The organism is Pseudomonas sp. SIMBA_067 (assembly GCF_046534675.1).
Classification (GTDB): Bacteria; Pseudomonadota; Gammaproteobacteria; order Pseudomonadales; family Pseudomonadaceae; genus Aquipseudomonas; species Aquipseudomonas putida.
Genome location: NZ_JAWRYH010000002.1, coordinates 205,092 through 221,133 on the forward strand (window position 1 = coordinate 205,092; position 16,042 = coordinate 221,133).

Sequence of the window (16,042 nt, forward strand, 5' to 3'; positions counted from 1 at the left end):
ACTTTCATGTCCCAAGAATTCGATTACATCATCGTCGGTGCCGGTTCGGCCGGTAACACCCTGGCTACCCGCCTGACCGAAGACGCCGGCGTCACCGTACTGCTGCTGGAAGCCGGTGGCCCCGACTACCGCTTCGACTTCCGTACCCAGATGCCAGCCGCCCTGGCCTTCCCGCTGCAGGGCCGCCGCTACAACTGGGCCTACGAGACCGACCCGGAGCCGCACATGGACGGCCGCCGCATGGAATGTGGCCGTGGCAAGGGCCTGGGTGGCTCGTCGCTGATCAACGGCATGTGCTACATCCGCGGCAACGCCATGGACTTCGACGGCTGGGCAGAGCTGCCAGGCCTGGAAGACTGGACTTACCTGGATTGCCTGCCGTACTTCCGTAAAGCCGAAACCCGCGACATCGGCCCGAACGATTACCACGGTGGCGAAGGCCCGGTCAGCGTTGCCACGCCAAAGGCCGGCAACAACCCGCTGTTCCACGCCATGGTCGAGGCCGGCGTGCAGGCTGGTTACCCGCGCACCGAAGACCTCAACGGCTACCAGCAGGAAGGCTTCGGCCCGATGGACCGTTCGGTCACCAAGAACGGCCGCCGCTCCAGCACCGCCCGTGGCTACCTGGACCAGGCCAAGAAGCGCCCGAACCTGACCATCGTCACCCATGCCCTGAGCGACCGTATCCTGTTCGACGGCAAGCGCGCCGTTGGCGTGACCTACCTGGTTGGCGACAGCGAAGAGCGTGTTGAAGCCCGTGCCCGCAAGGAAGTGATCGTCAGCTCCGGCGCCATCGCTTCGCCGCAGCTGCTGCAGCGCTCCGGCGTCGGCCCGCGTCACCTGCTGGAAAGCCTCGACATCCCGGTTGTACACGACCTGCCGGGTGTTGGTGAAAACCTGCAGGACCACCTTGAGCTGTACCTGCAGTACGCCTGCACCCAGCCGGTATCGCTGTACCCATCGCTGCTGTGGTGGAACCAGCCGGCCATCGGTGCCGAGTGGCTGTTCAACGGCACCGGCATCGGCGCCAGCAACCAGTTCGAGGCTGGCGGTTTCATCCGTACCCGCCCTGAATTCAAGTGGCCGAACATTCAGTACCACTTCCTGCCGGTGGCCATTAACTACAACGGCTCCAACGGCGTGAAGGAACACGGCTTCCAGGCGCACATGGGTTCCATGCGTTCGCCTGCCCGTGGTCGCATCCAGGCCAAGTCGAAAGACCCGCGCCAGCACCCGAGCATCCTGTTCAACTACATGTCCACCGAGCAGGACTGGCAGGAATTCCGCGACGGCATCCGCCTGACCCGCGAGATCATGGCCCAGCCGGCGCTGGACCCGTACCGTGGCCGCGAGATCAGCCCGGGCGCCGACGTGCAAACCGACGAGCAGCTGGACAAGTTCATCCGCGAGCACGCCGAAACCGCCTTCCACCCGTCCTGCTCGTGCAAGATGGGCACCGACGACATGGCAGTGGTCGACGGCGAAGGCCGCGTGCATGGCATGAAAGGCCTGCGTGTGGTCGATGCCTCGATCATGCCGCTGATCATCACCGGCAACCTCAACGCCACCACGATCATGATTGCCGAAAAGATCTCGGACAAGATCCGTGGCCGCAAGCCGCTGCCGCGCAGCACTGCCAAGTACTATGTGGCAGGTGATGCGCCGGTGAAAGGCAAGCCGATGCGTGAAGTGAAGCAGGGTTGAAACCTTGATCAGGGGCCGCACAGCGGCCCCTTTCACTTTTGCTCAGGTGGGCACCGCAAAGAAGGTGCGCATCAACGAGTCATCCCCACTGCCCAGTCGCACAGCCAGTGCCTGGCGGTCGAACAACATTCCGGTGCGCATCTCACGCACGGTATTCCCGCTTGGCGCCTGCGCCAGTGCCTTCAGGCACACCTCCGTAAAGCGATAGTTGTGCCCTTGAACAGCCGTCACCTTTTCCACTTGCAGGTAGCGCCCGGGCATCATCAAAGACTCTGCCTCATCTGGCCGCCTTGAAAAGGGCCCGATCGGCGTCGCCTGCATGTCCTCGCCCGGTTCCAATACATACACCAACGCATTTTCATCAAAAGCACTCCGGCCACTGACCTGGGTCTGAGGGTCGTTGAAAACCTCCCAGAGGGCATAGGGGTTTTCCGTGAATGACGTGAAGTCGGTGGTCACCAGCACATCACCCACTTCAATGGCACCCTCACCGGATACCTGAACCCCCCCGCCCCGCAGGCTGGAAGCCGCCCGGTACAGCCTCACCTGATTACTGACGCCAATTTGCCCCAGTGCGCGGGCAAGGTCGTGGCTGCGCTGGATATTTTCGGCGCGACTGCCCTCTAGCGGCATGCCCCGCCACAGGTTGTTGTAGCGCTCCGGCGAGCTGGTGTACTCGGCAATGGCGGGCGAACCAAAGCCCTGCTCATCGCGATAGACGGGGTACGGCTCACTGAATGCATCCAGATACTCGCCATTGGCCCCCACGGCATCGAGATCAGCGCACGGCACCGCGCCCAACAGGGCTTTCTGCCGCGCCAGCGCCTTATCCGACGTAGCCAGCATTTCGTCTGCCGCCGGGGCCATGTAAGTCCCCCAGTCGACCTTGGCGGCAGAGGCTTGCGCCTGACCTGCCACACGCGGGGGGACGTGGCCATCGGTGAACAGCTCGCTGGCACGCATCATGGCTATATCAAGCAGAATGAACAGAATATCCGTCAGTACTGACCACCATGCTGCTGTGCGCCAGGCCTGCTTGCCATTGATTGCTCGGTCCAGGTGCAGAGCCAGACTTGCGGTGCCCAGACCGAGCGATGCCAATATCACTGGCCAGCCAAGCGGCGTCATCGGCGCGATTATAAAACTCGCTGCTTGCAAGCCCGCCAGCCAATCGGCCTTGCGCAGTTGGGCGTTGGTGGTCAGCCGCTCATGAGCATCGCTGGCCAGATCATCCATGACCGCATCGCGCAGATGGACGAAAAGGTCCCCTGCAATGGCCGACCCGGAAAGCATGGTGTCGCCCCGCGACTGCGCGAGCAACTTGAAGTAATTGCGTAAACGCGGGCGCAACGACTGCGCCAGTACCCCGTCCCCGACGAACAACCTGACCAGCCGCTCTCGCCCCGCATCCGTGGCTGCCTGGTCAGCCATCCATTCCTGAAACGCGTGGCGATCGTCGAATACCTGCACGACATCCTGTGCATCGGCAAGATAGAGGCACAACCTGCCAGTCTTCAGCTTATGCAGGAACAGCATCCTGGCGCTGATATCGCCGATGGCCAGTGCGCTCCATCCATGTTGGGCATTCGCTTGCTGGTCCTGTCGCAAGCCTTGCACGGTACTCGGCAAACCGGGTACAGCGACCGTTGCCACTACCAGCTCCTGGCGCTCAGGTTCGCTCAACGTAGATCGGCCCACAGCGGCAAGGAAGCGGGCGCGGGCCAAGACACAATAGTCTTCGCCATGGCGCGAGCGAAACTGGCGCAGTGCCTCGGTGTAGCGCCCCGCGAAATCCAACCGCCAGAACGCCGCCAAGACCTCCTGTGGGTCGAGCCGCACCTCGTTGCGCTCGTCATAGACCCTGTGGCTGGCATCGACCCGGTAGAAGCCACCGTAAATACTCAGCTCGTCAGCACTGGCCTGCTGCTGCGGGCTGAATCGCTGGATGACCAGCTCGGTCAGGCTCAAGGACCGCAGTGGCGGCCCGTTGTGGCACCAGCCAGTGAAGCTCGACGAACTGCTGGCCGCCGACTGGAACTCGTGCCAGTAAAGCCCGTCCGGATCCAGCCAGTAACCTAGCTGGCGGCGAAGCACATGGCCCGCCGCCTGGCGCGCCAAGTTGTGCAAATCAGGAAATTGCCCGAGCAGGCGCTGGGCCACCTGGGCGAGAGAAATGGGTGCTTTGACGTTCATGTTACGCGGCTGCCTCATAGTGGGCGCACCATTGCAGCCGCAAGCTGCAGCGACGATGCGGTATCGCTTTACAGCCTGCGCTGGCCTCGGGTTAGAATCGATTGGCACGCGACCTGCTAGCTTTTGCTGAAAAACGCGCTACCACGTCCCTTCCCGCCGCTGTCTCGGAGTACCTGCCTTTGGATGCAAGCACCATCAACAGCCTGTTCTTGATCGGCGCATTGCTGGTGGGTGCAAGTATCCTGGTCAGTTCGCTGTCGTCGCGGCTGGGCATCCCCATTCTGGTCATCATCCTCGCCGTCGGCATGGTCGCCGGTGTCGATGGTGGCGGCATCATCTTCAACAACTACCCGACCGCCTACCTGGTGGGCAACCTGGCACTGGCCGTGATCCTGCTCGACGGTGGCTTGCGCACGCGGGTAGCAAGCTTCCGCGTGGCGCTGTGGCCAGCGCTGTCGCTGGCCACGGTCGGGGTAATGATCACCACCGCCCTCACCGGCCTGGTCGCCGCCTGGCTATTCAACCTGAGCCTGATCCAGGGCCTGCTGATCGGCGCCATCGTCGGCTCAACCGACGCCGCTGCGGTGTTCTCGCTGCTGGGCGGCAAAGGCCTGAACGAGCGGGTTACCGCCACCCTGGAGATCGAGTCGGGCAGCAATGACCCGATGGCGGTTTTCCTCACGGTCACCCTGATCGACATGATCGCCAGCGGCCAGACCGGCCTGCACTGGAGCTTGCTGGGCCACCTGTTGCGCGAGTTCGGCATTGGCGGGCTGCTGGGCCTGGGTGGCGGCTGGGTGATGCTGCAGCTGGTCAACCGCATCAACCTGGCCGGTGGCCTGTACCCGATCCTGGTGGTAGCCGGCGGGCTGGTGGTGTTTTCGCTGACCAACGCCCTGCACGGTAGCGGCTTCCTCGCCGTGTACCTGTGCGGCCTGGTGCTGGGCAACAAGCCTATCCGCAGCCGCCACGGTATCCTGCACATGCTCGACGGCATGGCGTGGCTGGCCCAGATCGGCATGTTCCTGGTGCTGGGGCTGCTGGTCACGCCCCACGACCTGCTGCCCATCGCCTTGCCGGCGCTAGGCCTGGCATTGTGGATGATTCTGGTGGCGCGGCCGCTGTCGGTGGTCGCTGCACTGCTGCCGTTCAAGGCCTTCCATGGCCGCGAAAAGGGCTTTATCTCCTGGGTAGGCCTGCGCGGCGCGGTACCGATCATTCTGGCGGTGTTCCCGCTGATGGCCGGCCTGCCAGACGCCCAGCTGTTCTTCAACCTGGCGTTCTTCATCGTGCTGGTGTCGCTGTTGGTGCAAGGCACCAGCCTGCCGTGGATGGCCAAACTGCTGAAAGTGACCGTGCCGCCAGACCCGGCACCGATCTCCCGCTCAGCCCTGGAAGTGCACATCACCAGCGAGTGGGAAATGTTCGTCTACCGCCTGGGCGCCGAAAAATGGTGCATCGGTGCCGCCCTGCGCGAGCTGAAGATGCCCGAAGGCACGCGGATTGCCGCCCTGTTCCGTGGCGAGCAACTGCTGCACCCATCAGGCAGTACCGTGCTGGAAGTAGGCGACATGCTCTGCGTGATCGGCCACGAGCACAACCTGCCGGCCCTGGGCAAGCTGTTCAGCCAGGCGCCACAGCGTGGCCTGGACCTGCGGTTCTTTGGCGACTTCGTGCTCGAAGGCGATGCCGAACTGGGTGCCGTGGCAGCGCTTTACGGCCTGAAACTCGATGGCCTGGACGCGAAAATGCCGCTGGCGCAGTTCATCCGACAGAAGGTCGGAGGCGCTCCAGTAGTAGGTGACCAGGTCGATTGGCATGGCACGATCTGGACCGTGGCAACCATGGACGGGAACAAGATCCAGAAAGTAGGCGTCAGATTCCCCGAAGGAACGCGACCCGGACCAGGATTGTTCCTCTAAACTTCGTTTCAGCCGGATCCACAAGTAGTCTGCCTATGTCCCTGCGCGTGTACCTTCGCACAGCCCTGCTCGGGCTGTGCCTGTCCCTTTCCTTTGCGGCCACCGCGGCAGAGGCCCCGACCACCGCCAGCATCCAGAACAGCCTCGACAAGATCGCCGAGCGCAAACTGCCCGAGGCTGACCAGAAGGCCCTGCAGCAAGTGCTCGAACAGACATTGAGCCTGCTTGCCAGCAAGGAAGACAACGAAAGGAAGCTCGCCGCGCTCAAGCAGCAGCTGACCAGTGCCCCCAAGGAAACCAGTGACAGCCAGAAGGAGCTCGCCAGGCTCAAGGAAAGCAAGGCGCAGCCTGTCGCTCAACGCTACGCCGCCCTCAGCGTGCCACAGCTCGAGCAAATGCTCAGCGAACGCAACACCCTGCAGGGCGAGCTGCAGAAAGCGCTGTCCGAAGCCAACAGCCTGATCATCAACTCGCAAACCCGCCCGGAACGCGCCCAGGCCGAAATCAGCAACAGCCAGGCCCGTACCCAGCAGATCAACAGCATCCTCAAAACCGGCAAGGATGGCGGCAAATCGATCAACGCCGACCAGCGCAACCAGCTGAACGCCGAACTGGCCTCGCTCAACGCGCTTACCCTGCTGCGCCGCCAGGAACTGGCTGGCAACAGCCTGCTGCAAGACCTGGGCAACGCCCGCCACGACCTGCTGATCGAGCGTGCCGCGCGCCTGGAGCAGGAAATCCAGGACCTGCAGACGCTGATCAACGATAAACGGCTGGCCCAGTCGCAAGAGGCGGTCACCCAGCAATCAATCGAGGCCCAGAAAGCCGGCGGCAGCAGCCTGCTGGCCAGCGAGAGCGCGGCCAACCTCAAGCTTTCCGACTACCTGCTCAAAAGCACCGACCGCCTCAACGAGCTGACCCAACAGAACTTGCGCACCAAGCAGCAACTCGACAGCCTGACCCAGGCCGATCAGGCGCTGGACGAGCAGATCAGCGTACTCAAGGGCAGCCTGTTGCTGTCGAAGATCCTCTACAAACAGAAGCAGGCGCTACCGCACCTCAAGCTCGACCGTGACCTGGCCGATCAGATCGCCGATATCCGCCTGTACCAGTTCGAGATCAACCAGCAACGCGAACAAATGAGCAGCCCGGTCACCTACGTCGACAAACTGCTGGCCACCCAGCCGCAGGCAGACGTCACCCCGGCCTTGCGCAAAGCCCTGCTGGAGGTGGCGATCACCCGCAGCGATCTGCTCGAGCGCCTGAACCGCGAACTGTCGGCACTGCTCAACGAGTCGATCACCCTGCAACTCAACCAGAAGCAGCTGCTGGGCACCGCGCAGAGCCTGCGCACCACCCTCGACGAACAGATGTTCTGGATCCCCAGCAACAAGCCGCTGGACTGGGACTGGCTGAGCTATGTACCCCAGCGCCTGGCCGACCAGGTCGCCAACCTGCCGTGGGGTTCGGGCCTGAAAGAGCTGGCCGACGGCCTGAGCCAGCGCCCGCTGCTGTTCCTGCCGCTGTTGCTGGTAATCGGCGCCCTGTTGTGGCGGCGCAAGTACCTGTACCAACGGCTGGGCAAGGTGCACCAGGACATCGGCCACTTCCGCCGTGACAGCCAGTGGCACACGCCCCAGGCGATCCTTATCAACATCCTCCTGGCGATGCCGGTCAGCCTTGGCCTGGCGCTGTGCAGCTACGCCCTGCAGATCGACGCCCGCGGGCAAAACGCCAACCTCGGCGCCGCCCTCTGGCAACTGGCCCAGGCCTGGCTGGTGTTCTACACCGCCTACCGCATCCTGGCCCCCGGTGGCGTGGCCGAAATCCACTTCCGCTGGCACAAGCCGCAGGTCGAGTTCCTGCGTGGCTGGGTACGCCGCCTGGGCACCGTGGTGCTGGCGCTGGTGGGCGTGGTGGCGGTGGCCGAGCACCAGCCTTCGGCGCTGGCCGACGATGTGCTGGGTATCGGCGTGGTGCTGACCTGCTACGCACTGATGGCCTGGCTGCTCAGCCGCCTGCTGCTCAGCAGCCCCGCGCACCGCGACACCTCGCTGTTCCGCAGGGCCGTGGGCGTAGCGTTCACCGCACTGCCCATCGCCCTGTTCGTCGCCGTGTGTTTCGGCTACTACTACACCGCCTTGAAGCTCACCGACCGACTGATCTACACCCTGTACCTGCTGCTGTTCTGGCTGGTGATCGAGGCGGCGTTCGTGCGCGGGCTGTCGGTGGCGGCACGGCGCCTGGCTTACCAGCGCGCGCTCAGCAAACGGGCAGCGGCCAAGGAAGGGCTGGATGGCGAAGTCATCACCGAAGAGCCGACGCTGGACATCGAGCAGGTCAACCAGCAGTCGCTGCGCCTGATCCGCCTGGCCCTGCTCGGCGGCTTCATCGCCGGCCTGTACTGGGTGTGGGCAGACCTGATCTCGGTGTTCGCCTACCTCAACAACTTCGTCCTGTACGAATACACCAGCGGCACCGGCGCCGCCGCCAGCATGGTGCCGATAAGCCTTGGCGACCTGCTGGGTGCGCTGGTGATCGTCGGCATCACCTTCGCCCTGGCCGGTAACTTGCCGGGCCTGCTGGAAGTGCTGGTGCTGTCACGCCTGAACCTGGCCCAGGGCAGCGCCTATGCCACCACCACGCTGCTGTCGTACACCATTGTCGGCATCGGTATCGTCAGCACCCTGTCGACCCTGGGGGTGAGCTGGGACAAGCTGCAATGGCTGGTGGCCGCGTTGTCGGTGGGCCTGGGCTTCGGCATGCAGGAAATCTTCGCCAACTTCATCTCCGGCATCATGATCCTGTTCGAGCGCCCGGTACGCATTGGCGACACCATCACCATCGGCAACCTGTCGGGCACGGTGAGCAAGATCCGCATCCGCGCCACCACCATCACCGACTTCGACCGCAAGGACATCATCGTCCCCAACAAGACCTTCATCACCGGCCAACTGATCAACTGGTCGCTGACCGACACGGTCACCCGGGTAACGCTGAAGCTGGGCATCGACTACGGCTCGGACCTGGACCTTGTACGCGACCTGCTGCTCAAGGGCGCACACGAAAACCCGCGCGTGCTCAAGGACCCGGAACCGATCGTGTACTTCCTCAACTTTGGTGAAAGCTCGCTGGACCACGAGTTGCGCATGCACGTGCGCGACCTGGGCGACCGCAACCCGACGCTGGACGAGATCAACCGCTACATCAACCGCGAGTTCAAGGCCCACAACATCAAGATCTCGGTACGCCAGGTCGAGGTGTTCCTGATGGACCAGAAGGGCGGCAAGCAGCAGCTGATTCCGCTGGAGCAACCTAAACCGGATGGCACTGCACAGGCCTGAGTGGGCTCGAATGCTTTATTCTGTGCTGAATCTCAGGAGCAGCCCGTGAAAGCCCTCGACCAACTCACCTTCGACAACCGCTTCGCCCGCCTGGGCGATGCGTTCTCCACCCAGGTGCTGCCCGAGCCCATTGCAGACCCACGCCTGGTGGTAGCCAGCGAGTCCGCCATGGCCTTGCTTGAGCTCGACCCCGCCCAGGCCGACCAGCCGGTGTTCGCCGAGCTGTTCAGCGGCCACAAGCTGTGGGAAGAAGCCGACCCACGGGCGATGGTCTATTCCGGCCACCAGTTCGGCTCGTACAACCCACGGTTGGGCGATGGCCGCGGCCTGCTGCTGGCCGAAGTACTCAACGACAAAGGCGAGCACTGGGACCTGCACCTCAAGGGCGCCGGCCAGACCCCTTACTCACGCATGGGCGATGGCCGCGCCGTGCTGCGCTCGTCGATACGCGAATTCCTTGCCTCGGAAGCCTTGCACGCACTGGGCATCCCAAGCAGCCGGGCGCTGTGCGTGATCGGCTCCAGCACCGCGGTGTGGCGTGAAACCCGCGAAAGCGCCGCCATGCTCACGCGCCTGGCGCAGAGCCATGTGCGTTTCGGCCATTTCGAGTATTTCTACTACACCAAGCAGCCCGAGCAGCAGCGCGTGCTGATCGACCATGTACTGGAGCAACACTACCCCGAATGCCGTGACGCCGAACAACCGTACCTGGCCATGTTTCACACCATCGTCGAGCGCAACGCCGAACTGATTGCCCGCTGGCAGGCCTATGGCTTCTGCCACGGGGTGATGAACACCGACAACATGTCGATCCTGGGCATCACCTTCGACTTCGGCCCGTACGCCTTCCTCGACGACTTCGACGCCAACTTCATCTGCAACCACTCCGACGACCGTGGCCGCTACAGCTACGCCAACCAGGTTCCCGTCGCCCACTGGAACCTCAGCGCGCTGGCCCAGGCCCTGACCACCGTGATCGAAGTTGAGCCGTTGAAGGAAGCGTTGGGGCTGTTCCTGCCGCTGTACCAGGCCCATTATCTGGACCTGATGCGCCGGCGTCTGGGCCTGACCACTGCCGATGACGACGACATGGCGCTGGTCGAACGCCTGCTGCAGTGCATGCAGCGTGGCGGCGTGGACTACAACCTGTTCTTCCGAAAACTCGGTGAGCAGCCGGTGGCCGATGCGCTGAAAGTGGTGCGCGACGACTTCATCGACCTGGCCGGCTTCGATGCCTGGGGTGCAGATTACCTGGCCCGCTGTGAACGTGAACCCGGCAATGCCGAAGGCCGCCGTGAACGGATGCATGCGGTGAACCCGCTGTATGTGCTGCGCAACTACCTGGCGCAAAAAGCCATCGAAGCGGCTGAAGCGGGGGACTACAGTGAAGTGCGGCGATTGCACCAGGTACTGACCAGACCCTTCGAGGAACAGCCCGGGATGCAGGCCTACGCCGAGCGGCCGCCGGAATGGGGCAAGCACCTGGAAATCAGCTGCTCTTCCTGATTGATGATTGCTCTACCGGCCCTATCGCCGGCAAGCCAGCGCCCACAGGTAAAGTGCCAGACTTGAGGCAAGCGGTCCCCCTGTGGGAGCTGGCTTTCCGGCGATAGGGCCCGAACAAACAACACAAGGAATTGATATGTCCGACCCACTGGTAATCCCCTGCCCCCACTGCAACGGCCTCAACCGCCTGCCCGCCGAGCGCCTGGGCGATGCCCCGAAATGCGGCCGCTGCAAACAGGAGGTGCTGTTGAGCACCCCCTTCGAGCTCACCGAAACCAGCTACGCCAGCCAGATCAAAGGCGACCTGCCGCTGCTGGTCGACATCTGGGCCGACTGGTGCGGCCCGTGCAAATCCTTCGCCCCCACCTTCGAACAGGCTGCCCGCCAACTTGCCGGCCGCTGCCGCCTGGCCAAGCTCGACAGCGAAGCCAACCGCAACCTCGCCGGGCAACTGGGCATCCGCTCGATCCCCAGCCTGCTGCTGTTCAAGAACGGGCGCGAAATCAGCCGCCAGGCCGGGGCGTTTCCACTCCAGTCGTTGCTGGAGTGGGTGCGTAGCCAAGGGGTTTAAGCGTTCTCTTCGAGCAACGAATGCAACTCGACAAACTGCTGTGTCAGCTTGTGCCGCGGCTCCAGGTGAATCAGCGGCAGGCTGGCGTGGTGCGATTCGCGCATCTTCACCGAGCTGCCCAGGTACACCGGAAGCACCGGCAGGCCTTCGGCCAGCAGTTCGTCGAGCATCTGCTGCGGCAGGCTGGCACGCGACTGGAACTGGTTGACCACAATGCCTTCGACCATCAGGTCTTCGTTATGGTCTTCCTTGAGGTCTTCGATCTCGGCCAGCAGGCCGTACAGGGCCTGGCGCGAGAAGCTGTCGCAGTCAAAGGGGATCAGCACACGATCAGCGGCGATCAACGCGGAAACCGCGTAGAAGTTAAGCGCCGGCGGGGTATCGATGTAGATACGCTCGTAGTCCTCGTCCAGCTCGTCGAGCAACTTACGCAGCTTGTTGATCTTGTGCTTGGCCTCAAGCTTGGGCTGCAGGTCAGCCAACTCGGCAGTGGCCGTGACCACGTGCAGGTTGTCGAACGGGGTTTCGTAGATATCGACCTTGTTCTTCTTGCTGAACGGCCCGCTGGACAGGCTTTGCTTGAAGAAGTCGGCGATACCCATGGGGATGTCCTCGCCGGTCAGGCCGGTGAGGTACTGGGTCGAGTTGGCCTGGGCATCCAGGTCGATCAACAAGGTCCGATAGCCTTCATTGGCACTGACCGCCGCCAGGTTGCAGGCGATGCTCGACTTGCCCACGCCACCTTTCTGATTGAACACCACGCGCCGCATGATTGACCTCCGTGTTTCAACGAATGCCCGAGTATGTGGCGGCACTGCGGCAATGGCCAGCGCCATTTGGCCTGCATTACCCCTGGCCGACCACCTGCCCCGTCAACAGCTCGGCAAACGCCTTGGCCATCACCGAATTGCCGCGCTCGCGCTGCACCAGCCACACCGCCGACATCGCCCCCTCATCCAGCAGCGTGCGGTACACCACGCCTTCGATGCGCATACGCTGGAACGACGCCGGCAACACCGACACCCCCAGCCCCGCCGACACCAGGCCGATGATGGTCATCGCCTCCCCGGCCTCCTGGGCAAAGTGCGGGCTGAAGCCTGCCTGCCGCGCCAGGCTGAGCAACTGGGCATGCAGGCCGCTGCCATAACTGCGCGGGAAGAATACGAACGGCTCGTGGGCCAGCGCCGCCATGTGCACCCCTTGCTCAGTGCTTTCAGCCAGCGGATGCGATGCGTTGATGACCGCCACCAGCGGCTCGCGGAACAACTCGGTGGCCACCAACCCTTCCGGCAACGGCATCGGCCGCATCAGCCCCACTTCGATGGATTCGTCGAACACCCCTTCGGCCACATCGCGGCTGCTCATTTCCTTGAGGTTCAGGTGCACCGCCGGGAAGCGCTGGCGGAAGGCATGAATGGCCTTGGGAATCTTCGAGGTGAACGGGGCCGACGAGGTAAAGCCGATCTTCATCTCGCCCAGCTCACCCAACTGCGCGCGCCGAGCCACGTCGGCGGCCTTCTCCACCTGCGCCAGCACCTGACGGGCCTCTTCGAGGAACAGCCGCCCTGCCTCGCTCAGTTCCACCCGACGGTTGGTACGCTCGAACAGCCTGGCACCCAGTTCCTGTTCCAGGGCCTGGATCTGCTGGCTCAGGGGCGGCTGGGAAATACCCAGTTGCTGGGCGGCACGACCAAAGTGCAGTTCTTCGGCCACGGCGATGAAGTAACGCAGATGACGCAGCTCCATGATCAGCTCCGAATGATTCGAAAAAAGTCTTAAATAGGTCGAACAATATATTGGATCTAATCATTAGCCAGCTATATGCTTTTTTCATTGCGCCAGAGGTACTCGCCCGTGAAAACTGCTGTAGCCCCCCTTCCCGCCGAGCCAGAACCTGCTCTACTGAACGAAATGTGGATCGAAAAAGGCACCCCCGCCTTCATGAAGACCGTGCTGGCCCTGTTCAGCGGCGGCTTCGCCACCTTCGCCCTGCTGTACTGCGTGCAGCCGATGATGCCGCTGCTGTCAAAGGAGTTTTCCATCAACGCGGCCCAGAGCAGCCTGGTACTGTCGGTGTCCACCGCCATGCTGGCGTTCGGCCTGTTGATCACCGGCCCCATTTCTGACCGCATCGGGCGCAAGCCGGTGATGGTCTTTGCCCTGGTTTGCGCCGCCCTCTCCACTCTGGCCAGCGCGGTGATGCCAAGCTGGGAACTGGTACTGGCCACCCGCGCACTGGTTGGCCTGTCACTGAGCGGCCTGGCTGCTGTGGCCATGACCTACCTGAGCGAAGAAATCCACCCACAGCACATCGGCCTGGCCATGGGCCTGTACATCGGCGGCAACGCCATTGGCGGCATGAGCGGCCGGCTGATTACCGGTGTGCTGATCGACTTCGTCAGCTGGCACACGGCCATGCTGACCATCGGTGGCCTGGCCTTGGTCGCCGCACTGGTGTTCTGGAAGGTGCTGCCCGAATCGCGCAACTTCCGCCCGCAGATGATGAGCCCGCGCAGCCTGCTGGACGGTTTTGTCATGCACTTCAAGGATGCAGGGCTGCCTTGGCTGTTCCTTGAAGCCTTCCTGCTGATGGGCGCCTTCGTCACCCTGTTCAACTACATCGGCTACCGCTTGCTGGCCGAGCCTTACCACATGAACCAGGCGCTGGTGGGCTTGCTGTCGGTGGTCTACCTGTCCGGTATCTACAGCTCGGCACAAGTCGGCGCGCTGGCGGACAAGCTGGGCCGGCGCAAGGTGTTCTGGGCCAGTATCGTGGTGATGGCGGGTGGCTTGCTGATGACCCTGGCCAGCCCGCTGGCGATGGTGATCGTGGGCATGCTGGTGTTCACCTTCGGCTTCTTTGGCGCGCACTCGGTGGCCAGCAGCTGGATTGGCCGCCGGGCGTTGAAGGCCAAGGGGCAGGCATCGTCGCTGTACCTGTTCAGCTATTACGCAGGGTCCAGCGTGGCGGGTACGGCGGGCGGGGTGTTCTGGCATCAATGGGGGTGGAACGGGATCGGGCTGTTCATTGGCAGCTTGTTGGCCGTAGCGTTGCTGGTGGCGTTGCACCTGAGCAAGTTACCACCCAAGACAGCCTGAGCATGGGGCTGCTTTGCAGCCCAAACGCCGGCAAGCCAGCTCCCACAGGAACCCACAAGGCTCATGACCTGTGGAGTACCTTTGGGAGCTGGCTTGCCGGCGATTGGGCCCTCAGATCAGTTGATGATCTCGACAATATCCACATCCACTTCCCGGCTCATCAGGTGCTTTTCCACCTCACCGGTCAGCTTCACCTTGGTCTTGTCGTTGAAGGGCGTCGGTGGCAGGTCTTCGTCGTCGATTTCAACGGTGATGGTGCCGGTGTTGTCCTTGAACTCGTACTTGTCGTCGTTGTTGATCTTCTTGCTCACATACCCCTGCAGCACCACAGGCGTGTCATCGGCAGCGTCGTTGGCAGCTGCCACGGTGGTGACCGACTGGGCGCCGGGGCCGGTATAGCTTGCGGCCAGTGCAGCGGTGCTGAACAGAGGGGCGAGGATCAGGGCGAAGTAATGTGCTTTCATGAGGATCGGGTCCTGTTTCGGTTTCGATGGGACCAGATTAACGACGTTCGCTGAATCAAAACTTAATGCAACAAAAAGCCCGGCACAGGGCCGGGCTTTTTGTTTTCAGCATTCAACTCACTGGTGGTACTGCGCCGACAGCTCGTGAACGGCATTGATAAACACGCCAGCATGCTCCGGGTCGACTTCCGGGGTAATGCCGTGGCCAAGGTTGAACACATGACCGGTGCCATGGCCGTAGCTGGCCAGGATGCGCGCCACTTCCTGGCGGATGGCTTCCGGCTTGGCGTATAGAACGGTCGGGTCCATGTTGCCTTGCAAGGCTACTTTGTCGCCCACGCGGCGGCGGGCATCGCCGATTTCGCAAGTCCAGTCCAGGCCCAGTGCGTCGGCACCGGCTTCAGCAATACTTTCCAGCCACAGGCCGCCGTTCTTGGTGAACAGGATCACCGGCACCTTGCGTCCTTCGTGCTCGCGGATCAGGCCGCTGACGATCTTGCGCATGTAGGCGAGGGAGAATTCCTGATAGGCCGCCGCAGACAGGTTGCCGCCCCAGGTGTCGAAGATCTGCACAGCCTGGGCGCCGGCGAGGATCTGGCCGTTGAGGTAGCTGGTGACCGACTGGGCCAGTTTGTCCAGCAGCAGGTGCAGGGCTTGCGGGTTGTCGTAGGCCATGGCCTTGGTCTTGCGGAAGTCCTTCGACGAGCCACCTTCGACCATGTAGGTGGCCAAGGTCCACGGGCTGCCGGAGAAGCCGATCAACGGCACGCGGCCATTGAGCTCACGGCGGATGGTGCTGACCGCGTCCATCACATAGCCCAGATCTTTCTGCGGGTCGGGGATCGGCAACGCTTCGATGTCGGCCGGGGTGCTGATGACCTTCTTGAAACGCGGGCCTTCGCCGGTTTCGAAGTACAGGCCCAGGCCCATGGCATCGGGGATGGTGAGGATGTCCGAGAACAGGATCGCCGCGTCCAGCGGGTAGCGCTCCAGCGGCTGCAGGGTGACCTCGCAGGCAAACTGCGGGTTCATGCACAGGCTCATGAAGTCACCGGCCTTGGCGCGGCTGGCGCGGTACTCCGGCAGGTAGCGCCCGGCCTGGCGCATCATCCACACCGGGGTGACGTCTACAGGTTGCTTGAGCAGTGCACGCAGGAAACGGTCGTTCTTCAGGGCAGTCATGTCGGCATCCGGAAAAATAGTGCGGGCATTTTCTCAGACGCCAGCGCAAAAGGCACG

At 62.9% G+C, this 16,042-nt stretch carries 11 protein-coding genes; 6 read left to right on the forward strand and 5 right to left on the reverse strand.

Going from position 1 to position 16,042, the window contains the following annotated elements:
- Positions 1 to 6: 6 nt before the first annotated feature.
- Entirely contained in the window at positions 7 to 1,704 is a 1,698-nt protein-coding gene (gene betA, locus SB765_RS06220) for a choline dehydrogenase (RefSeq protein ID WP_341796993.1), read from the forward strand.
- Positions 1,705 to 1,746: 42 nt separating this feature from the next.
- On the opposite strand, the gene SB765_RS06225 is transcribed toward betA, so the two are convergent.
- Positions 1,747 to 3,897, reverse strand: coding sequence for a dermonecrotic toxin domain-containing protein (locus tag SB765_RS06225; protein ID WP_410931086.1), 2,151 nt, complete (start codon positions 3,895 to 3,897; stop codon positions 1,747 to 1,749).
- A 179-nt stretch (positions 3,898 to 4,076) separates the two neighbouring features.
- On the opposite strand from SB765_RS06225, the gene SB765_RS06230 reads away from it, so the two are divergent.
- From SB765_RS06230 to trxC, 4 genes are all read left to right on the forward strand, one after another.
- Entirely contained in the window at positions 4,077 to 5,819 is a 1,743-nt protein-coding gene (locus SB765_RS06230) for a potassium/proton antiporter (RefSeq protein ID WP_041167927.1), read from the forward strand.
- Positions 5,820 to 5,854: 35 nt separating this feature from the next.
- Positions 5,855 to 9,163 (forward strand): mechanosensitive channel MscK, encoded by a 3,309-nt coding sequence (gene mscK / locus SB765_RS06235; RefSeq protein WP_410931087.1) that lies wholly within the window; start codon positions 5,855 to 5,857, stop codon positions 9,161 to 9,163.
- Positions 9,164 to 9,208: 45 nt separating this feature from the next.
- Positions 9,209 to 10,669, forward strand: coding sequence for a protein adenylyltransferase SelO (selO, locus tag SB765_RS06240; protein ID WP_410931088.1), 1,461 nt, complete (start codon positions 9,209 to 9,211; stop codon positions 10,667 to 10,669).
- Between the two features lie 136 nt (positions 10,670 to 10,805).
- Positions 10,806 to 11,240, forward strand: coding sequence for a thioredoxin TrxC (gene trxC / locus SB765_RS06245; RefSeq protein WP_341796997.1), 435 nt, complete (start codon positions 10,806 to 10,808; stop codon positions 11,238 to 11,240).
- On the opposite strand, the gene SB765_RS06250 is transcribed toward trxC, so the two are convergent.
- A complete protein-coding gene (locus tag SB765_RS06250; RefSeq protein WP_049274624.1) occupies positions 11,237 to 12,010 on the reverse strand; it encodes a ParA family protein in 774 nt (257 codons plus the stop codon). The two genes, trxC and SB765_RS06250, sit on opposite strands and share 4 nt — an antisense overlap.
- 76 nt (positions 12,011 to 12,086) lie before the next feature.
- Complete coding sequence (locus tag SB765_RS06255; RefSeq protein WP_016502034.1) at positions 12,087 to 12,986, reverse strand: LysR family transcriptional regulator; 900 nt, start codon at positions 12,984 to 12,986, stop codon at positions 12,087 to 12,089.
- Between the two features lie 75 nt (positions 12,987 to 13,061).
- On the opposite strand from SB765_RS06255, the gene SB765_RS06260 reads away from it, so the two are divergent.
- Positions 13,062 to 14,339 carry an MFS transporter gene (locus SB765_RS06260; protein ID WP_410911014.1) on the forward strand — a complete coding sequence of 426 codons (1,278 nt, stop codon included), beginning with the start codon at positions 13,062 to 13,064 and terminating at the stop codon, positions 14,337 to 14,339.
- Positions 14,340 to 14,455: 116 nt separating this feature from the next.
- On the opposite strand, the gene SB765_RS06265 is transcribed toward SB765_RS06260, so the two are convergent.
- Positions 14,456 to 14,803 (reverse strand): YgiW/YdeI family stress tolerance OB fold protein, encoded by a 348-nt coding sequence (locus SB765_RS06265; protein WP_410931089.1) that lies wholly within the window; start codon positions 14,801 to 14,803, stop codon positions 14,456 to 14,458.
- Between the two features lie 117 nt (positions 14,804 to 14,920).
- Complete coding sequence (hemE, locus tag SB765_RS06270) at positions 14,921 to 15,985, reverse strand: uroporphyrinogen decarboxylase (protein WP_174371093.1); 1,065 nt, start codon at positions 15,983 to 15,985, stop codon at positions 14,921 to 14,923.
- Between the last annotated feature and the right edge of the window lie 57 nt (positions 15,986 to 16,042).